The following is a 21,283-nucleotide window of genomic DNA, read 5'->3' as shown; positions in this document are numbered from 1 at the left end:
TTTAACCATCCTCGTTTAAAGCTTATGCATTAATTTCATAGTTCTTACATTTTTGCAATCATCTTTAGAGCTTATGCAAAAATAATCACTCTTAGACTAGTTATTGTCGGCTTTAATTGTCAATAAATGTCTTCAATTTTTTAGCACGGCTCGGATGACGTAATTTACGCAATGCTTTAGCTTCTATTTGACGTATACGCTCACGCGTCACATCAAAATCCTGTCCGACTTCTTCAAGCGTATGATCTGATTTTTCACCAATACCAAAGCGCATGCGCAATACTTTTTCCTCACGCGGAGTCAACGTTGCTAAAATCTTACGTGTTTGCTCAGACAAACTCATTCCCACAACAGCATCAGAAGGATTGATTGCATTTTTATCTTCAATAAAATCACCTAAACTTGAATCTTCTTCTTCACCAATAGGTGTTTCCAAAGAAATCGGCTCTTTTGCAATTTTTAAAACTTTGCGAACCTTATCTACTGGCAATTCCATTCTTTCTGCAATTTCATCTGGTGAAGGCTCCCTACCCAACTCTTGCACTAAAAATCTAGATGTTCTCACCAATTTATTGATGGTTTCAATCATATGCACAGGGATACGAATCGTTCTCGCCTGATCTGCAATTGCTCGGGTTATTGCTTGACGAATCCACCATGTAGCATAAGTAGAAAACTTATAACCTCTTCTGTACTCAAATTTATCTACGGCTTTCATCAAACCAATATTACCTTCTTGGATTAAATCTAAAAACTGCAAGCCTCTATTGGTATATTTTTTAGCTATGGACACAACCAAACGTAAGTTAGCTTCAATCAATTCTGCCTTAGCTATATCTGCTAAACGCTCGCCTTTGCGTATCCTATTGTAAGTATCTTTGAGTTGTTTGGCGGTCATGCCGGCATCCTCTTCCACCGTTACAACTCTTTTCTCAGCCACTCTAACTGCTTTCACTAAATCAACTAAAACCTCTAAAGAAATCTTTTTGAGTTTTTTATCTACTTTTTTAGCTTCAGCACTGCCTTTTTTAGATTCTTTAAATAAGGCTTTTAATTCTTTTGTCGTTTTTCCAGATCTTCTCTGTGCAGTTTTAAAAACTCTTTCTGATTGATCAATTTTTAAAATCATTGTTTTTAAGCGAGATACAATTCTATTGATCCACTTACGGTTAAGGTTAATCTCCTTCAGTGTATCAAACATTTTGATATAGTTTTTTTCTATTTTTTCACTGATTTGACGCTTTTTAAGGTTGGAACGACCCGCTGTTTTTTTATCTTTTAACTGTTTTTGATTATCTTTATCAATGCGTTTAATTTTATCAATTAACTTAAGAACAGCTTTTGTTGTACCTTCTTCATCAAATGTTTCGTCATCTTCTTCAATACCCCGGATAAGATCTTTAATTCTGATGGTTCCTTTTTTAAGTTTCTCACCAATATTTAAAATTTCTTTTACCCCTAAGATTGAACGAATCAAGATTTGAAGAACATCATCTTCTCCCTCTTCAATCCGTTTAGCAATCTCTACTTCACCCTCACGAGTCAGTAAAGCAACCGACCCCATACGCTTTAGGTAAACTCTTACAGGATCATTAGACTTAGAATCACTGTCATCAGAAGCTTCATCACCATCAGCATCATCTTTTGAACCTGCTTTTAAAGCTTGGCCTTCTTGCTCAGAGTCAACAATCGTAATATCCATTTCTCCAAACATGACCATGATATCATCAAGTTGGTCATTAACCACGACATCCTTAGGTAAAACATCATTAACCTCTTCATAGGTTAAATACCCTTTTTCTTTACCTGTCTCTATGAGGTTTTTGACTACATTTACATCTTTATTTTCGTCGTCTCTCATACTGCCTCCCTTGCTCATAAACCTTCTGATTTAGAACTTGTTTGTAAGGTTTTTTTTAAACTTTCTATTTCACTAAAAATAGCATGAACATCTTCTCTAGATTGATCATCTCTACTTTTGAGTTGCTCTGTTAAAAATTTAATCCGTTTGGTTTTCATTTTTTTAATACAATCGGACCAAATTTTTTCCCAATCTTGATGAATATCATAATTATCTTCTAAAAATGCTTTGCTTAGAGCGCCAATATGATCTTTAACAGGCCATAAATCTATGCTTCTAGCTAAGCTGATTTCATCAGTCGGGTTTTCACGGTTAGCGTCTAACCATGGCAAAATATGTTTTTGAAAACTTTGGTCAAAATATTGTTCAGCTTTATCCTCAATATAGCGGTCAAAACTTTGTGGAACTTGCAAAAGAACTCTTAACAATAAACTTTCTTCACGCCAAAACTTCTCTTGCACAACATTGTTATTTATAATTTTTTTTGTTTGCGTAGCAGGTTGTTTCGCTTTGATATAGCTACTTTTTCCATAAAAGATATCTTTGTCCACTGAAGTCTGGCTGACTAGCTGACTCAACAAGGCTTCCTTTAAATAAACATCGGAAGTTTGCTGGATAAGTTCAACCAGGGTTTCTATGGCCGAAGACTTTTTTCTAATATCTGAACTGTTTAAAAATTCTTTTTCGATATAATAGTCTAACAGTTTTTGAGGATTAATTAAGTCTTGTTTTAACGCATCTAATGCATCGGCATTTTTAGCAACACTGTCTGGATCTTCGCCTTCTTTTAAGAATATAACTCTAGCATCTAGGCCTTCACTTACAGACGGAACCAGAGATTTATAGGCAGCATTAGAGCCTGCTTGATCACCATCAAAGATAAATACAATTTGGTCCGTATAACGACGCAATATTTTAGCATGATCTTTAGTGAAGGCGGTTCCCAAAGATGCAACTGCATGGTTTAAACCTGCTTGATGCAAAGAAATAACATCCGTATAACCTTCTACAACAATGGCTTTCCCTTGTTTTTTGATGGTTTCTTTTGCTTGCCATAAGCCAAATAATGTTCGGCGTTTGTTGAATAAGATATGTTCAGGTGAGTTGATGTATTTAGGTTTGCTGTTGTCTAATACCCTAGCTCCAAACCCAATGGTTTGACCTTCAGCATCTGAAATAGGAAATACAATACGATTTCTATACATATCGTAAACTCCCTTTTCATTTTTTCCTATTAAGCCTGAAGTCAACATATGTTTTTCTTCAATGCCTCCTCTTTTAACCAAAGCCTCATACAAATGCTTGGTTCCAGCAGGAGCAAAACCAATGCCCCATTTTTTTTGAGTACTTTTAGAATAGCCTCGCTTCTCAAGATATTCTCTAGCAAAAGCTGCTCTAGGTGACTTTGCCAAACACTTTTGAAAACACTGATTGGCATAAGCAAACAAATCACCTATTTTTTTCTTTAGCTCTTTTTGCTGTTGATACTCTTGTGCTGACTGTCCTTGCTTGTATGGTCCTAAATCAATCCCTACCTTACTCGCCAAGCTTTCCAAAGTTTCTGGAAAACTTAAACGGTGATAGTTCATCATAAATGAAAATACCGTACCACTCTCACCACAACCAAAACAGTGATACAACTGCTTCTCTTCACTAACAGAAAAAGAGGGTGTCTTTTCTTCATGGAAAGGACAACATCCCATCCAATTGCTACCAGAACGCTTTAAACGCGTTACTTGCGAGATAAGGTCAATTAAATTAGTTCTTTGTCTAATTTCATCAACAATATCATTTGGAACCAAAGACTATCCCTCTCAAACCATTATATGTAGCGTAGTTAAACGGTACTTTCATGAAATGTAACACTAAAACCGAGATGACGATTTTCTTGCTGTCATTGCATTACGTTTACGAGCCATAATCGCTTTTTTCTTTCTTTTCACGCTTGGCTTAACGTAATGTTCTCTTTTTTTTACTTCGGCTAAAATCCCTGCTTTTTCACAGATTTTTTTAAACCGGCGCATGGCCGCTTCAAATGATTCGCCGTCTCTTACTTTAACTAAAGTCATTTTTATCACTCTCCTAAAAATTTCAATAACTTAGTCAGTTAATGCGGCAATGTTACATATAAAAGCACTTTAGTCAACTCTCTTTTCCAAGAGGGGAAAACGCTTTTTAGAAACTGTTGGGCGTAGCCCTTACAGTTTCTTATGCAAAGCCCCCCTCTTGAAGAAAACGCGGTTTCCCTCAATTCATCCCTTTGCGCTCGCAAGCGCTTTCGCAGTGCTTGCTCGTTTTTCGCTAATAGTTAAACTCTAGCTTTAAATATGATAAATATAGCTAACTATTCAAAAACACATTCTATGATTTCATAGAAACTTCAAAATCTATTAAGTCTGAGTAAACCCGAATATAGCAATCACTTTCAAACCTTATAAATATATGAGAGCTGTCTGAGCTTTGTTCTTGATTATGTATATAGTCTAAATCTTTGTCTTCAGGCTCTTTATACCCAATCTCAGACAAAACACGTCTGTACAAGATCTCACTGATCATGATCAAAACTTTTCAGCTCTCTCAATATATCTTCTTCAGTGGGCAATACGGTATTTGCTGCTGGACCTAAGGGTATGTATGACTCTTCAGCTTCAATCACTTTGAGTTGAATATTTTTAAATTTTTGTAGAATAGCGCGGCTTAAGCTGTCGGCTACGCCGCCATTTTTTCTACACTCATCTACTATTAAAATCTTTTCTGCTCCTAAATTTTGTAAGTGCTTCAATACACTATCCAAAGGCAGTGGATGTAACCATCTTAAATCCATCACGCTTACCTCTTTATTGCTCTCTTGCTTCAATTGCTGTGCCGCTCTTAAGCTCATGTAATAACCATTGGCATAACTAATAATCACCGTTTTTGATTGGCCGTGCACACTGCATTCTCCATAAGCAATTATTTCATTGGCTTGTGGATATTGAAAACTCCACGCTTCATCTTGATCTTCATACAAATCTTTAGTCATGTATAAGGCAATAGGCTCTAAAAAGAATACCACCTTTCCACAGTCTTTGGCCAAGTCATAACAGGTCCGCAGCATCTTTACGGCATCATCTCCCCGCGATGGAGAAGCAACAATCACTCCAGGTAAGTCCCTTAACACTGCAATGGAATTATCATTATGAAAATGTCCTCCAAACCCTTTTTGATAGGCAAAAGATGCAACACGAATCACCATAGGGTTATGAAACTGCCCATTAGAAAAAAAAGCCGTCGATGCCGCTTCACTGCGAATTTGATCTTGGGCATTGTGATAATAGGCTAAGTACTGAATCTCTGGAATAGGTAAAAAACCCATGTGTGACATACCCATGGCCAAGCCCAAAATGGACTGCTCATCCAAAACCGTATTGAACACCCGCGCTGGGCCAAAGTGTTCGTACAAGCCTTTTGTGACATGGTAGACGCCACCTTTTTTGGCAACATCTTCTCCAAAAACCATGACGCCGGCATCTTTTTGCATCAATTCTTTAAGCCCCATAGACAACAACATGGCCATATGCCTGGGCTTTGTGTTGAAGTTATTGTTTAATGAGCTGTTAGTCCCAGAGTCACTTACAAAACTTACACGTTTGCAGTCAATTTTTTTCAGCTTATTATTATAAGGCAGCGTCAAATTTTCTTTGTTTTGAATCTTTTCTAATTGCATACAGCGCTTACTCTTGTGATCAATGTCCTGAACAATATTCGTATGAGCTTCTACAATTTCTTCTTTGCTTAGAACATGGTTTTCTACAAGAGCTTTGGCCCAAGCCAAGAGAGGATCATTCTTTTCTTGTGCAAGAATTTCTTGTTCAGATAAATACGCTGCCTGAATATCACTGCCTGCGTGTCCCATCAGACGAGTTGTTTTTAAATGTAAAAAAACCGGTTTTTTATAAGCTCTACAATAATCAATAGCTTGCTTGACTTGACCATAGGCTGCTTGTGGATCATTACCATCAGTATAGATATATTTCATGGATTGACTGTTGGCATAATTATTTCTAATCCAATTATGCGGTGTTTTCACAGAAATACCCAAACCATTATCTTCACAGACAAAAAGAATAGGCATGGGCAGATTTTGATAAGCGGTCCATTTAGCTGTATTGATGGCACCTAAGGCCGTTGAATGATTGGCCGAGGCATCACCAAAACTACAACAGATAATGCTATCCTTACTTACACCATCCAAACACTCTTGATCTTTTAATTTTGCCAAAGCAAAGGCTGCCCCCACGGCTTTGGGTAAATGCGAAGCAATGGTACTGGTTTGAGGTAATACATTAAGTTTAACACTTCCCCAGACTTTATGCCGCCCACCGCTCACTGGTTCATTACGAGCGCACATAAAGGACATCAATGTATCTTCAGTATAATCTCTTTGTGAATCAAAACGATAGCGCTGAGCCATTAAAGCACCGCTGCGATAATGTAAAAAACAAGGATCATTCACATTCAACAGTTGTCCAAGTAAAACATTACTCTCATGCCCTGCGCTACTGATAGTGTAATAGGCCAAACCTTTTTTCTTTAAATCTCTAGCCGCGTAATCTAATGCTCTGGATAAGAGCTGATTGAAAAACATTGTTCTTAGAACTTCACGATGCTCAATATAAAATGAGGAAGAATTATGTTTTGAGTGTAGTTGACTTACAAACTCAAGAAAGCCATATTCAATGCTTTTTTGACGATCCAATTGCATTAAAGATATCCTAAACCAGGATACCCACTAAGCAAACAAAAAACTAAGCAAAGAAATTTTTTAGATCATTCACTTTATCCATTTTTTCCCAAGTAAAGCCATCTTCATTTCGACCAAAATGACCATAAGCAGCAGTTGGTCTAAAGCGGGGGCTGGTTAAATCTAAAGCCTCAATAATGCCTTTAGGTTTAAGGGGGAAAATCTCTCTAATTGCTTGCGGTAGTTTTTCAGCATCTACTTTTGCACTATTCATGGTATCCACCATAATAGATACTGGATCTGCTACACCAATAGCATAAGCCAACTGTACTTCACACTGATCTGCTAATTCTGCAGCAACGATATTTTTTGCAATATAACGGGCCATGTATGCAGCACTACGGTCAACTTTGGTGGCATCCTTACCAGAAAAAGCTCCACCTCCATGTCTTCCCCAACCGCCATAAGTATCAACAATAATTTTTCTACCCGTTAAGCCACAGTCTCCTTTGGGCCCACCTAAAACAAAACGACCCGTGGGGTTAACCAATATTTTTGTTTGATCGCTAATTAAGTGTTCTGGTATTAAAGGTAAAATCACCTTGTTTTTTATATCCTGAAAAATCATTTCATGCTCAATATCTTCATCATGTTGTGATGAAATAAGAACAGTATCAATATGAACAGGCTTACCTGCATCATATTGAATACTCACTTGACTTTTACCATCCGGACGCAAATACCCTAGAGTTTTGTCATGACGTACTTTTGCTAATTGCTTGGTTAAACGATGGGCAAAATAAATTGGCGAAGGCATAAAATCTTTGTTCTCGTTGCAAGCATAACCAAACATCAAGCCCTGATCACCGGCACCTTGTTCTTTGTATAAGCCCTCTCCTTCAGAGACCCCGGCGGATATATCTTGAGATTGTTTACCTAAAGAAACATGCACAGCACATGTATCACAATCAAAACCTTTTTCACTGGCATCATAACCAATATCTTTAACCACTTTACGGGCAACATCAGCAATTTCGACTTTTGCATTACTGGTCACTTCACCAGCAATATGAATAAAACCTGTTCCACACATGGTTTCTGCAGCTACACGGCTTTGCGGATCTTGCTTTAACATTTCATCTAACAAAGCATCTGAAATTTGATCACAGATTTTATCTGGATGGCCTTCCGTCACTGACTCTGATGTAAATAAAAATTGCTTCAACATACTAACTCCCGATAAGCATTAATAATTTTATAGGCGCCATACTCACTATTAATTGAACAATGAATTTTTTACGGATACAGTCTTATTTTTTTTAGGTCAAGCTAAAAAGCTTATAAAAAAGGATTCTACAGGCATACTGAAGTAGGTCTGCTTGTGAACAAACCCTATTAGGCGGGTCAAGATGTTCTATCAAGCATAACATCTCTATGCTTGATCGATACTGACTTATAGAGTTGCACAATTGACTTATACACTTGCTCAGCCATTGCAACGGATCTATGTTGTCCACCTGTACAACCAATGGCTACAGTTAAATAAGCTTTGGGCTCTTGTTCATATTTGGGAATAGAAAACCGAAGTAACTCTAAAACATGATTTAAAAACTTTTGTGCATCAACTTGCTGCATGACATAGTCTTTTACAGGCTCATCCAAACCACTGAGATTTTTCAAATCATCTTTAAAATAAGGATTGTTGAGAAACCTTACATCAAAAACTAAATCGGCATTATGTGGCAAGCCATGCTTAAATCCAAAAGACAAAATAGAAATAAACATATTTTTGTACACTGGCCATGATGAAAAAATTTCCATACAATGACGTTTTAATTCATGAACGTTATAAGCACTACTATCAATAACTTGATCGGCGACCATTTTTAACGGCTTTAAAATATTGAGTTCTTCTTCAATGGCAGAGCTAATGTCACCATTATTATCAATAGGATGTCTTCTGCGGGTTAAACGAAAACGTTTCAATAAACTTTCTTTATCCGCCTGTAAAAATAATAATTTTACTTTTTCTCCTGCCGCTTTAAGCTGATTTATTTTATCTGCAAAGGGCTTAATATTGGCTAAACTTTCTCTTGCATCAATGACCAAGGCTATATTTTCAATATTTTCTTTTGATTGTTTAAAGTACTGCACGCATTGATCAAACATTTGCACAGGTAAGTTATCAATACAGTAAAAACCAATATCTTCTAAAGACTTAATCACCGTTGATTTACCAGCACCAGACAAACCAGAAACAATAATCAAATTCAATTGTTTATTCTTTACACTCATTCTGTTGACTTCATCAATAACTATTGTCCTTGGCGGCCAAAGCACTTAAAACTTCTCGTTCATCACTGGCCTTAATTAACTGCTCTTTAAAAGATGTATCATGTAAAAATTTGGCAACTCTGGATAATAGCTTTAAGTGGTTTTCGGTTGCTTTACTAGGACTCAATATACAAAAAATAAGATGTACTGGTTTCTCATCAATGGCGTCAAAGTCAACTCCTTTAGCACTTTTAGCAATGAGAACATGGCTTTCTTTCAACAGCTTCAAGCGTGCATGCGGAATTGCTACACCTGCCCCAATAGCCGTTGAACTTAATCTTTCTCTATCAACCAAAGCCTGTGCAAGCTCAGAAGCATCAACATCATCTTTTTTTTCTGCTATATGCTTGGCCAGCTCCTTTAATATTGAAGCTTTGCTGTTAGACTCTAAATTAAGTACTACATACTTGTTCTGTGTTTTCTGCCAGACCGACACAGCTAACAAAATAGCTTAAAAATGAATATTGATAAAATTTTTAACCTTGTGCTCGCATTTTATCATTATGTTTTTTGATTGACAGCTCCAATTTTGCAACAGCATCATCTATTGAAGCGTACATATCCGTACTCTCAGCACTGACGGTTGAGGTAAACTGTTTTGCAGTAAAGTTAATCTCTGCTTGGTGTCGATGACCGTCTACACTTAAAACAATATGCGCTTCACTAGCTGGGTTATTGTATTTTTCCAGTTTTCTTAATTTTTCATAGGCATGGGTTTTTAATGCATCACTGCTATCCATATGTCTGAATGTTATATTTTTTTTCACTTTAAAATACTCTCCTTCTGCAACAATTACTCTAGCTTTACTTTATGCCTTTATACTTGTGATTGGCTGACTTTACTGTAAAGAAAAACCGAACCCTTCAAGTTCTAGCATGTTTAAGGTTTCTTAACTTGTTGTTAAATTATCTTCTAATTGGTCTTAGTTCAATAAAACTTGCTTTCTTTTTGAAGATGACAAAATACCTAACATTTCTCTATATTTAGCAACGGTTCTGCGTGCAATATCAATGTTCTTTTGCCTTAATAATTCTACAATCTCCTGATCACTGAATGGTTTTTTTGTATCCTCACTTTGTATGACCAGTCTTATTTTTTCCTTCACTGCTTCAGAAGCCATATTGGTACCTTCAACACGTTTGATTCCTGAATTAAAGAAAAACTTGAGTTCAAAAATACCTTGCGGTGTGTGCACATATTTATTGGTGGTCACACGACTCACAGTAGACTCATGCATACCGATATCTTCTGCAACATCTTTAAGAACCATTGGTTTTAAACCTACGATTCCTTTTTCAAAAAAGTCCCTTTGCATTTTAACAATGGACTCTGTGACTTTATAAATGGTTCTCTGCCTTTGATGAATGGAGCGAATCAACCAAATTGCAGACCGTAATTTTTCATTGATATACTCTTTTGCGCTTTCAGAAGTTTTTGCCCCTCTTAAAGCCTGTTCATACAGCTTAGATATTCTTAGTTTGGGCAAGCCATCCTCATTTTGACGGATCACATATTCACCATTAACTTTATCAACGTAAATATCTGGAGTGATATAGTTTGAGTTTTCATTGTAGAACTGTCTGCCTGGTCTAGGATCTAAAGATGAAATATAATCAATGCATTTTGACAGTTGCTGTTTTGACATCCCTGTAGATTTACATATTTCTGTGTAGTTTTTATTTTCCAGATCTGTCAAATGCTCACGAATCACCATTTTAACCAAGTGACTACTTTTTCTATGATGACACTGAGCCAACAAACACTCTTTTAGATTTCTGGCGGCCACACCTACCGGATCAAAGCGTTGAACATGCTCTAAAACAGCCTCTACATCTTCAAAGTCCACCTGCAGGCTCTGAGCGATCTCTTCACAAGATGTTCTTAAATAACCGTCTTCTTCCAAGTTACAAATAATGGCATTGGCAATCCTTCTGTCTGCATCAATCATTTTATTCACATTAAGCTGTTGCAGTAAGTGATCAATCATTGTTGTTTCTTTGACCAAGTTTGCTTCAAATGAAGGCTTATCAGGATCATAATCTCTGATGGCTCTTCCTTCAGAGGCTGTCCTATGACTTTGGCTATTTAAATAATTTTCCCAATTGATATCCTCTGAGCCTTGCTCTTTTTGCGGATCTACCTCTTTATTGGCTTCTTTTTCTCTTTGCTCTAGCTTTTCTTCTCTGTTCTCAGATAAATTAACAATTTCCTCCAACAACGGGTTCTCTACCAGCTCAGTCATACAGTGTTCAGCCAGCTCCATTCTGTTCAACTGTAACAATTTAATTGCTTGTTGCAATTGTGGTGTCATCACCAATTGCTGACTTAATTTTAAACTCTGCTTTAACTCTATGGCCATCTAGCTTCCTTCCGTTTACTTTCTTATTATTCTACTCTATCAAATAAAAAAAGGAACTGTAAACAGTAAAATTTAAACTTTTTTTAAAAAACTAGTTATTTCAGTAACTTAAAATGGTACATTTTTTGAATAAGCACATTTCAAACCAGTTCATTCCTTTTATTTTACTAGAAAGCAAACTTTATGCCAACTTTAAAAAACAGCCTATAAAAACTTCATTTCACAACAAGATATAAGCATACGAAAATACAATACTTCTATCTCAAGAACTATGCTGAAGGTAAAAATTGACCACTTTAAAAAACCATCTAGCGTATGAAAGCCAAACACCTGAACGTTTTTCAAACAGATAGACTGGAATTATTTCTTTAACTTGAGCGCTGCTCCAATAAAACTTAAAAATAAAGGATGCGGTTTTAAAGGCTTACTTTTAAACTCTGGATGAAATTGACAGCCTAAAAACCATGGATGATCACTTAGCTCCATAATCTCAACTAAATTACCCTCTTCAAGACGGCCAGTAGCTTTAAACCCAACGCTTTCTAAGGCCTCAACATAATCATTATTAACTTCAAAACGGTGCCGATGTCTTTCCTGAACGACAGACTCCTCATAGCAAGACTTTGCCAAACTATTTTCCTGCAAAGAACACGGATAAGCCCCTAAACGCATGGTGCCACCTTTACGGTAAACATTTTTCTGATTGTCCATCAAAGTCACCACTGGATTTTGTGCCTGCTCATCAAACTCTAAAGACGTTGCATTTTTTATATTTGCTAGTGATCGAGCAACTTCAATCACGGCACATTGCAAGCCCAAACATATACCAAAGAAAGGAAGCTGGTTTTCTCTAGCATAGCGTATACTCTCTACTTTTCCTTCAACACCACGGTTTCCAAAACCTCCTGGCACTAAAATACCATCCATCTGTGCAAAAACTTTATCCAGATCTTTATTTTTTTCCAATTCCTCTGAATCAAAAAACTGAATATTCATCTTACAATTATGACCAAGAGCCGCATGCGTCAACGCCGCATTTAAGCTTTTATAGGAATCTGCTAAATCAATATACTTTCCCACAACAGCAATATTGACCGAATGTTTTGGAGAACGAACCTTCTTAACCAAATCTTTCCATTGCGATAAGTCTGGTTCACGTGTCCACATGTTTAACTTTTCAACTATCCTATTAGACAAACCCTCTTGTTCAAACAAAAGTGGCACTTCATACGTGGTATCAGTATCTTTTGCTGTAATTACTGCCTCAGGACGTAAATTACAAAACAAACCTATCTTCGCTTTAATTTCATCGTCTAAATCACGATCGGTTCTACAAATTAAAATATCTGGCTGTATCCCAATTTGTTGCAAAGCTTTGACTGAATGTTGTGTAGGTTTGGTTTTAACCTCTCCAGCAGTGGGTAAATACGGCACCAACGTAAGATGAACGTACATGGTATTATCCCAGCCCATATCTCCACGACATTGACGAATTGCCTCCAAAAAAGGCAGGCTCTCAATATCGCCTACAGTACCACCTACCTCAACAATAGCCACATCATAGCCTTGGGCATTTTTCTTAACTCTGTCTTTGATTTCATTGGTGATGTGAGGAATTACTTGAACTGTTGCGCCCAGATACTCACCTTTACGCTCTTTTTCTAAGACCGTTTCGTAAACTTTACCAGTGGTAAAATTGTTGTCTTTTTTCATTACGGCATGCGTAAATCGCTCGTAATGACCTAAATCTAAATCGGTTTCGCCACCATCTTCAGTAACAAAAACTTCTCCGTGCTGAAACGGTGACATGGTTCCAGGATCAACATTGATATATGGATCTAACTTTTGAAAGGTAATGTTTAAACCTCTATTTTCTAAAAGTGCACCAATCGATGCTGCTGCAATCCCCTTTCCCAAAGAAGAAACAACCCCACCTGTAACAAAAATAAATTTTGGACCTTTCGTTTTCACACATCTCTTTTAACGTGATCAGAAAAATTGACAACAAAAAAAGGGGCCAAAGGCCCCTTTTTTGAAAACTGCCTGATAAGCAGTTGATATTGTAATGTTTTGTCTAACGTTTTGAATATTGGAAACGTTTACGTGCGCCAGGCTGACCGTATTTTTTACGCTCAGTTTCACGTGCATCACGCGTCAACAAACCATCTGCTTTAAGTTTTGGCCTGTTTTCTTCCTCATTAACAGCCAATAAAGCTTTGGATAGACCGTACATGATGGCCTCAGCTTGTCCGGTTATTCCACCACCCGCTACGGTAACTTTAACATCATATTTATTTTCTAAACCCAGCAGTGTGAAAGGTCTGTTAATAGAAATTTGATGCGTACGTGTTGGAAAATACTCATCATGCGCCTTTCCATTTACTGTCCATTGACCAGAACCTTCATTCATATAAATTCTAGCCACTGATGTTTTACGTTTACCTGTCCCTGTATATTTATAATGTGCTTTTGGCATAATACCCCTTAAAACTCATGTTTTTGTGGCTGTTGAGCTTCATGTGGATGCTCTTCACCCGCGTATACTTTTAATTTTTTAATCATGTCACGTCCTAATGACCCTTTAGGTAACATTCCCTTAACAGCGTATTCAATCATTCTGCATGGGTTATTCTCTAAAAGCTCAGATGCAACCACTTGCTTTAAACCACCTCTGTATCCTGTGTGGTGGTAATAAACTTTTTGGTCAAGCTTGTTACCGCTTAGTTTAATCTTTGCTGCGTTTGTAACCACCACAAAGTCACCCCCATCAACATGGGGTGTAAATGTTGGCTTGTGCTTACCTTTAAGAACACGAGCAACTTCAGTGGCCAAACGTCCTAAAATTTTACCGTCAGCATCCATAACTTTCCAATGACGTGTTACTTGCTCTTTTTTCTGACTATATGTTTTTGCAATCATAAAATACCTTAAATTGTTGTATTTATTTAAATACTCTTTTACCAAAAGAAATACCTTGGTCTGCGCTAAATATTGATACCCAAGCAAAATGTCAAGTTTCTTTTTGCCGGTTTTGGTGTTTTTATAAAGAAACACCCTTTTTTTTAAACAATATCACCTAAGACACCTCACAAAAGCTTAAAATCTGGGCTACACTTGGCAGACCTCTATTCAAACCAATAATTTGTAGCTCTAAACTGTAGTCGGTTTCAGCCGTTACAATATGCGGCGAAAAGTCATAACTGTAGGCTTGAACAGCATTTGCCTGCAAAATTTGGTCTCCAGACAATAAATCAAGCAACTCTTGATCATTCCATACTTTAAGCCGAGTAAACTCTTGATCTTCATTTTTTAACCAGAGAGAGGCTTCTACAAGTATAATTTGTTGCTGAATTAAGTTGCTCAACTGAAAACTGACGTTACACTCATTTTCTTCAGTTAAGACTTCAATGGTAAAATTACTTTGGCCAAGTAAAAAAGCTTGCTGCCTGCTGTTGTTTCCACATGCTACCAATAAAGCTACACTAAAAAGACTCAACCCTTTTTTTAAATATGCCCTAAGCATCATGCATAGATATTTATACGATCATGACTGTAAGTAAAGATTTATCTCTCTCAATACTTGCCAAGGTTTATCCTATAATCTTTATCTTTGCGCAGACGGCACATTTATGTCATAGCTTGAAGCATGCTCAAGCAAACTTTAATTAATAGAATATATAAAGATATTAAGTTTCGTCGCATTCCAAAAGTTGCTGTTTCTGAAATGCTTGATTGTTGCTTTGAGCAAGTTGTTTTATGCGCTAAAAACAATGAATCCACACAACTCAGTCACTTTGGCACATTTTATCCCAAGCAGTACCAAGAAAAAAAGGGACGCAATCCCAACACCGGTGAAACACTCATGATCAAAACTCAAAAAAAATTAAAATTTAAAGCCTCTGCAAAGCTACTGGACATTTTAAAATGACTGATTATTTAATGCATGATCTTATGCAGCCACTTAAATAAGTTTTCATACGGTGGCTTTAAACTGAAAAAGTCTGGTCCAATTTTTTGTGTATACGCACGGGTATAGCTAAAACTTTTGAAACCAAAATAACCGTGGCTATTACCCATACCGCTCTGACCTACACCGCCAAATGGTAAGTGAATATTACTGACCGATTGCATAATAGTATTGATATCAATACAGCCTGACTGCGTACTCTGAGCCAATTGATCTATAAAAGATTTATCTTTAGAAAACACAGAAAGGCTTAAGGGCTTACTCTTGGATTTAATATTGGCTACAAGTTCATCAAGAGAAGAAAAAGTGATGACAGGTAAGATCGGTCCAAAAATTTCTTCTTGCATAACAGCATCATTCCATTGAGTATCAAAAACCAGGTGCATTGGAAGATAAAGCTCTGGTACATCAGAATATTTACCTAAGGATATAAGATCTAATGTCTTGGACTTGGCCAATAAAGTTTTTAAACGTTTAAAATGACGTAAATTAATAATTTTAGCACTCCATTTTTCAATTGAATGCGGTTGATAAATTTCTTGATAGTATTTGAGCATGGTCTCTTTGAACCGATCTTTAATGGACTCTGCCAAGCATACATAATCTGGCGCAACACACGTTTGTCCAGCATTAAACAGCTTCGTACTCAGAATTTTTTTACAAGCGGCATCCAAGTCAGCTGAATGATCAATAATACAAGGACTTTTTCCTCCCAGCTCCAAAGTTACCGGTATGAGTTTCTTTGCAGCTTGCTGAGCAACTTTTTCCCCAACCACAGTACTTCCCGTAAAAAAAATCTTATCAAAATCATGCGCTAACAAAACTTGAGCTACTTTGCTGTCACCCTGGATACAGTGAACATGTTCTGGCTTAAAAGTTGCCTTAATCATATCGTCTAAAACCTTTGCGGTATAAGGAGTATGTTCTGATGGTTTAAGGGTAACAACATTGCCTGCAGCTAAAGCCGAAACCAAAGGCCCTAAAGTTAACTGTACGGGATAATTCCATGGCCCTATAATTAAAGTCTGACCATAAGGTTGATACTGATAATAACTTTTTGAGTAAAAACTAAAAAACGGGCTGGAAACTTTCTTTTTTTGCATCCATTGTTTTAAATGACGTTTTGCTAATTTTATTTCTGCATTAACAAAATAAACTTCACTTAAAAAAGCTTCTATTCTTGGCTTTCCACAATCTAAAGCCAAAGCTTCAAGAAAACGACTTTCATATTTTTTGATGGCAGTTTGCAATTTTGTCAGCGCATTGATTCGCGCTTGATAACGCTGGTCAAACTCTCCATAATAAAAGTAATGTTTTTGTTTTTTTAAAGTTTCTTCCATTTATCCAACCTTACTCTTTACGTACCATTCAAATCGACCTTTAACTATTTTTTTTATTCTCTAGCATTTCATTGACTTTGACTACCAGTGTGGGATTTCAGTTAACACAGATGATGAATAATAAGAGTAAAAGAAAAATATTTATTGTTGGTGGTGGTCCAGGTGGCTTAGCAACGGCTATGCTACTTGCTCACCGGGGTTTTTCTGTTGAACTGTTTGAAAAAAACAGTGTTGTTGGCGGAAGAAACGCACACATTGATGTTAACGGCTTCAAATTTGATATTGGTCCAACCTTTTTAATGATGAAATTTTTGTTGGATAAACTGTTTGAACAGGTCGGTTTAAATATCAATGACTACATGCAGTTTATTAAATTGGACCCCATGTACAGACTTCAGTTTGCTGACAAACATATTTTAATGAGTTCTGATAGAGAAAAAACCAAAGCCGAAATTGAACGCGTATTTCCAGGTCTTTCTAGTGGCTATGATAAGTTTATGAGTAAAGAAGAGGCCAGATTTAAACGACTCTTGCCCTGCTTACAAAAAGATTACCCCACCTTAATTTCATTAATGTCAAAAAGAAACATTAAGGCTTTACCCTACCTTTCTTTAGGCCAATCTGTATTTGACGTTTTAAAGTCCTACTTTCAAAATGATGATCTTTCCTTACTTTTTTCTTTTCAAAGCAAGTATTTAGGTATGTCTGCCTGGGACTGCCCCGGAGGATTTTCCATGCTCTCCTACATTGAACATGCCTATGGTGTTTATCATGTCATGGGGGGATTGAGTGAAATCAGTGCGTCTATAGCCAAAGCTGCGCAATCTTTTGGTGCTCAATTTCATTTGAATACTCCAGTTAAACAGTTGATTGTTAAAAACAAAAAAGTGATCGGTGTTGAAACGAATGACGGTCAATTTTTTGCTGATGAAGTGGTAGTTAATGCTGACTTTGCTTATGCCATGGATCAACTCACACCAAAAAACAGTCTTAAAAAATACGCTCCAAAAAAGCTGGAAAAGCTAAAATACAGCTGCTCTACTTTTATGCTTTATTTATGTCTGGATAAAATTTTTGATAGCGAACACCACACCATTGTATTTGCAGGAAACTACAAGAAAAATGTGGATGATGTTTTTAAAAATGAAACTTTGTCTGATGATTTTTCATTTTATGTACGCAATGCAAGCATCAATGACCCAAGCTTGGCGCCCAAAGGACAGTCATCTTTGTATGTTCTTGTGCCCGTGCCCAACTGCGATGCTCAAGTGGATTGGGAAACGACGCAACAGCATTATAGAGAGCTTGTACTCAATGCCATAGAGGAACGTATGCAGTTTAAAAATCTCAAACAACATATTATCAACGAGCGTATCTTTACACCCGATACCTGGGAAAAAGACCTCAATATTTACAAAGGCGCTACGTTCAATTTATCGCACAATCTTGGGCAACTGGCTTACTTCAGACCCAGAAATAAATTTGAAGAGTTAGATCAATGTTATATTGTTGGGGGAGGCACTCATCCAGGCAGCGGTCTACCTACAATATTACAATCATCTATTATTGCCAGCAACTTGATCAGCAAAAAACACAATGTGGACTATCCAAGCGAGGAACTCACGGTATGAAGTCAAAAATCAATAAGCAAATTGCAATTATTGGCGCTGGTTTAGGAGGCATGTCGGCCGCCATTGCTTTAAGGTCACACGGATATCATGTTGACCTTTATGAGAAAAATAACCATTTGGGCGGAAAGCTCAACCAACTGGAAAAAGATGGGTTTACCTTTGACTTGGGGCCTTCAATTTTTACTCTGCCCCAGTATTTTCGCAGCCTTTTTCAACGCGCTGGAAAAAACTTTGATGACTATGTCAAACTCACTGCCGTTAAACCGCATTGGAGAAACTTTTTTGAAGATGGCTTGGTTTTGGACTTATACAAAGAGCAAGATTTGATGTTTGAGGAACTTAAAAAGCTTTCTGGTTCTTTTGAACAACATAAACAAGAGTTTTTAGCCTTTTTACAGTACTCAAAACAGCAATATGATATTGTAGAATCAGGTTACTTTGCTAAAGGCTTAGATAACCTTATGGACTTTATCAAGCATTACGGCTTGTTTAAACTGTTTTTTAAAATTGATCATAGAAACAAAATGTCCCAGAGCATTGATCAACATTTTTCTGACCCCCACCTTAAACGAATTTTTGAGTACTTTATTAAATATGTAGGATCTTCCGCAATCGACTCCCCAGGATTCATGAATCTCATGCCCCATATCCAGTTTGAGTATGATCTTTGGTATGTCGATGGTGGCTTGTACAATCTAGCTCATGGTTTTGAAAAACTTTTGCATGATATTGGTGTTAATATCCACTTAAACACAGAAATCGATCGTATTGAACACGTTTCAAACAAGGTGACGGGTATTCAACTGAAGGGACAAGGCTTAAAGCACTACGACTACGTTGTCTCCAATATGGAAGTTATTCCTGCTTACGAAACACTTTTGGAGCAACCAGAGTCTTTTACAAACGGATTAAAAAAGTTTGAGCCGGCATGCTCTGGCCTGGTTTTACATTTGGGTGTAAAACAGCATTACCCGCAACTGGCACACCATAATTTTTTCTATTCTAAAGACCAAAAAAAACATTTTAATACTGTTTTTAAAGAGAAAAAATTACCTGATGACCCAACCATCTATCTGGTTGCGCCTACACGTACCGATGCCAGTAAAGCCCCTGAGGGCTGTGATAATATAAAAATTTTGCCACACATCCCTTACATCAATGATGAAAACCCCTATACACCTGATGATTATGTTGATTTCAAAGAAAGAGTCCTTGATAAGCTCGAAGGCATGGGCTTAGATAACTTAAGAAAAAACACCATTGTTGAAGACATGTGGACACCTTTGGATATTCAAAAAAAATACTATTCCAACAAAGGCTCGATTTATGGCGTTGTTTCTGATTGGGATAAAAATTACGCGTTTAAAGCACCTAAACAGTCGAAAAAATTTAAAAACTTATTCTTTGTTGGTGGCAGCGTTAACCCTGGGGGTGGTATGCCTATGGTAACTTTATGCGGTCAAAATGTTGCTGATCAACTGTTTCAATTTGACCAATCCTAGCATGATCATCCTTGTTCATTGTGGTATAAGCTTGTTGGCCTTGCTTTATGTATTCACACGATTTTACAAACTCCCCACAGCAAGCCATCAACATCACAACAGCTCACTCTTGGACAATTTATCTATTATTATACCAGCCAGGAATGAAGAACATAACATCACCCGCTTACTGCAAAGTATTCATGCTCAAGAAAAACAACCAAAAGAAATCATTGTTGTCGATGATGCTTCTCTTGATAATACCGGGCAAATATCCAAGCAACTCGGGGCTGAGGTCTTAACGGTTAAAAAGCCCGATAAAGCTTGGGTTGGTAAAAGTTATGCGTGTTATCAAGGTGCAAAAAAAGCAAGCGGAACGTTTTATTTGTTTATAGATGCAGACACTTGGTTTGATATGGGTGCCTTTAAAAAACTACCTAGTTTTCTCAATACAGACACTAAAATCGCTTCTGTTTGTCCTTACCATCATGTTCCTCAACTCTATGAGCAGTTTTCAGCTTTTTTCAACATCATGATGGTGTTGGGATTAAACACCTTTGAACCTTTATTTAAAAGCCGTAAGAAACAACAAAAAAAACTGTTTGGACAATGTTTGATCATTCACAAAGAGGCCTATTGGTCTATTGATGGCCATGCCGCTGTTAAAGACAAAATTCTTGAAAATGTCTTTATGAGCAAGCTCTTGTCTGCTAAAAAATACAAGCTCTCTAACTGGGGCGGGCAAAGCTTTATCAATATGAGAATGTTTCCTCATTCGTTTAAAGAGCTCTGTTTTGGATGGATCAAAGCCTTCACCTCTGGAGCAAGCCAAACATCTAAAACTACTTTGTTCAACTTAATTGTTTACTTAAGTGTCTGTATGTTTACAGCCATTTCCATGTTTTTTCTGTATTTACAAGATTCCACTACAATTTATGCTCTATGCGGCCTTTACACCCTAGTTGCCACATATACTTATTATCTGTTGAAACAGTTGGGCTCTTACAAAACAATAACTGCAATTGCATTTCCCATCCCCTTATTTTTCTTTATGATAATCTTTGGCTTTTCTCCACTGATAAAAAAATGCTTTACCGTTACCTGGAAAGGCCGGCATGTTTAAATTAAGCGTTGGACTTACAACTTTTTTAAACATCCTCTTATGGCCAATAATTCATATGTCTGTCTCATGGCTCATCACTCGACTGCCGTTAAAATATATTCCAAATCATACCTGGATATTTAATCCCTTAGGTTTTGAAAGCCACACTTGGTACAGAAACTACTTGTTGATTCACAAATGGAAAGATCGCTTACCCGATGCTGCAGCTTGGTTTGAACATGGTTTTGCTAAAGCCCAATTAAAAAGTTCCGAACCAAGTTACCTACAACGTTTTGCTATAGAAACTGTTCGTGGTGAGTTGGCTCACTGGCTCACCATGGCTTTTGCTCCGATATTTTATCTTTGGAACCCCACATGGGCTTGTATAGTGATGACATGCTATGCACTTATTGCCAATTTACCGTGCATCTTAATTCAAAGATACAACCGTTTGCGAATAAAAAAAGTCTTGAACACTTAAACT

19 protein-coding genes and 1 pseudogene are annotated in these 21,283 nt (G+C 37.0%); 5 read left to right on the top strand and 15 right to left on the bottom strand.

The window, feature by feature from the left end:
* Positions 1-112: 112 nt before the first annotated feature.
* The 14 genes and pseudogenes from rpoD to MRY82_03835 form a co-directional block, all read right to left on the bottom strand.
* A pseudogene (rpoD, locus tag MRY82_03900) lies at positions 113-1,828 on the bottom strand (RNA polymerase sigma factor RpoD).
* A 47-nt stretch (positions 1,829-1,875) separates the two neighbouring features.
* Positions 1,876-3,663: a DNA primase gene (dnaG, locus tag MRY82_03895; protein MCI5072075.1), complete on the bottom strand. Its 1,788-nt coding sequence runs from the start codon at positions 3,661-3,663 to the stop codon at positions 1,876-1,878.
* A gap of 63 nt (positions 3,664-3,726) precedes the next feature.
* Complete coding sequence (rpsU, locus tag MRY82_03890; GenBank protein ID MCI5072074.1) at positions 3,727-3,930, bottom strand: 30S ribosomal protein S21; 204 nt, start codon at positions 3,928-3,930, stop codon at positions 3,727-3,729.
* Between the two features lie 292 nt (positions 3,931-4,222).
* Entirely contained in the window at positions 4,223-4,417 is a 195-nt protein-coding gene (locus tag MRY82_03885; protein ID MCI5072073.1) for a hypothetical protein, read from the bottom strand.
* Positions 4,407-6,605 carry a thiamine pyrophosphate-dependent enzyme gene (locus MRY82_03880; protein MCI5072072.1) on the bottom strand — a complete coding sequence of 733 codons (2,199 nt, stop codon included), beginning with the start codon at positions 6,603-6,605 and terminating at the stop codon, positions 4,407-4,409. Before MRY82_03880 ends, MRY82_03885 begins: the two co-directional genes overlap by 11 nt.
* 43 nt (positions 6,606-6,648) lie before the next feature.
* Entirely contained in the window at positions 6,649-7,812 is a 1,164-nt protein-coding gene (metK, locus tag MRY82_03875; protein MCI5072071.1) for a methionine adenosyltransferase, read from the bottom strand.
* Between the two features lie 176 nt (positions 7,813-7,988).
* The gene (rapZ, locus tag MRY82_03870) at positions 7,989-8,879 is read right to left on the bottom strand and encodes an RNase adapter RapZ (protein MCI5072070.1); all 891 of its coding nucleotides are present in this window, start codon (positions 8,877-8,879) and stop codon (positions 7,989-7,991) included.
* A 13-nt stretch (positions 8,880-8,892) separates the two neighbouring features.
* Positions 8,893-9,354, bottom strand: coding sequence for a PTS sugar transporter subunit IIA (locus MRY82_03865; GenBank protein MCI5072069.1), 462 nt, complete (start codon positions 9,352-9,354; stop codon positions 8,893-8,895).
* A 40-nt stretch (positions 9,355-9,394) separates the two neighbouring features.
* The gene (gene raiA / locus MRY82_03860; protein MCI5072068.1) at positions 9,395-9,685 is read right to left on the bottom strand and encodes a ribosome-associated translation inhibitor RaiA; all 291 of its coding nucleotides are present in this window, start codon (positions 9,683-9,685) and stop codon (positions 9,395-9,397) included.
* Between the two features lie 156 nt (positions 9,686-9,841).
* Positions 9,842-11,278, bottom strand: a complete 1,437-nt coding sequence (rpoN, locus tag MRY82_03855) for an RNA polymerase factor sigma-54 (protein MCI5072067.1) — start codon at positions 11,276-11,278, stop codon at positions 9,842-9,844.
* A 360-nt stretch (positions 11,279-11,638) separates the two neighbouring features.
* On the bottom strand, positions 11,639-13,249 hold the full coding sequence (locus tag MRY82_03850) for a CTP synthase (GenBank protein MCI5072066.1): 1,611 nt from the start codon (positions 13,247-13,249) through the stop codon (positions 11,639-11,641).
* Between the two features lie 103 nt (positions 13,250-13,352).
* Positions 13,353-13,754, bottom strand: a complete 402-nt coding sequence (gene rpsI, locus MRY82_03845) for a 30S ribosomal protein S9 (protein ID MCI5072065.1) — start codon at positions 13,752-13,754, stop codon at positions 13,353-13,355.
* An 8-nt stretch (positions 13,755-13,762) separates the two neighbouring features.
* Complete coding sequence (gene rplM / locus MRY82_03840; GenBank protein ID MCI5072064.1) at positions 13,763-14,197, bottom strand: 50S ribosomal protein L13; 435 nt, start codon at positions 14,195-14,197, stop codon at positions 13,763-13,765.
* Positions 14,198-14,354: 157 nt separating this feature from the next.
* Positions 14,355-14,804, bottom strand: a complete 450-nt coding sequence (locus MRY82_03835; GenBank protein ID MCI5072063.1) for a hypothetical protein — start codon at positions 14,802-14,804, stop codon at positions 14,355-14,357.
* Positions 14,805-14,924: 120 nt separating this feature from the next.
* Here MRY82_03835 and MRY82_03830 point away from each other — a divergent pair, with 120 nt between their 5' ends.
* Positions 14,925-15,206, top strand: a complete 282-nt coding sequence (locus MRY82_03830; GenBank protein MCI5072062.1) for an HU family DNA-binding protein — start codon at positions 14,925-14,927, stop codon at positions 15,204-15,206.
* A gap of 8 nt (positions 15,207-15,214) precedes the next feature.
* On the opposite strand, the gene MRY82_03825 is transcribed toward MRY82_03830, so the two are convergent.
* On the bottom strand, positions 15,215-16,585 hold the full coding sequence (locus MRY82_03825; protein MCI5072061.1) for an aldehyde dehydrogenase family protein: 1,371 nt from the start codon (positions 16,583-16,585) through the stop codon (positions 15,215-15,217).
* Positions 16,586-16,695: 110 nt separating this feature from the next.
* On the opposite strand from MRY82_03825, the gene crtI reads away from it, so the two are divergent.
* The 4 genes from crtI to MRY82_03805 are packed head-to-tail and all read left to right on the top strand — an operon-like array spanning position 16,696 to position 21,280.
* Complete coding sequence (gene crtI, locus MRY82_03820) at positions 16,696-18,216, top strand: phytoene desaturase family protein (protein ID MCI5072060.1); 1,521 nt, start codon at positions 16,696-16,698, stop codon at positions 18,214-18,216.
* On the top strand, positions 18,213-19,718 hold the full coding sequence (locus MRY82_03815; GenBank protein MCI5072059.1) for an NAD(P)/FAD-dependent oxidoreductase: 1,506 nt from the start codon (positions 18,213-18,215) through the stop codon (positions 19,716-19,718). Before crtI ends, MRY82_03815 begins: the two co-directional genes overlap by 4 nt.
* A complete protein-coding gene (locus MRY82_03810; protein MCI5072058.1) occupies positions 19,681-20,820 on the top strand; it encodes a glycosyltransferase in 1,140 nt (379 codons plus the stop codon). The genes MRY82_03815 and MRY82_03810 overlap by 38 nt, the downstream gene beginning before the upstream one ends.
* Positions 20,813-21,280, top strand: coding sequence for a glycosyl-4,4'-diaponeurosporenoate acyltransferase (locus tag MRY82_03805; protein ID MCI5072057.1), 468 nt, complete (start codon positions 20,813-20,815; stop codon positions 21,278-21,280). Before MRY82_03810 ends, MRY82_03805 begins: the two co-directional genes overlap by 8 nt.
* The last annotated feature ends 3 nt before the right edge of the window (positions 21,281-21,283 follow it).

The sequence above is a fragment of the bacterium genome, from assembly GCA_022763185.1.
Lineage (GTDB): Bacteria > Bdellovibrionota_G > JALEGL01 > JALEGL01 > JALEGL01 > JALEGL01.
The sequence above is the reverse complement of the archived record's forward strand: the minus strand, read 5'-3'. Positions and strand labels throughout refer to the sequence as shown.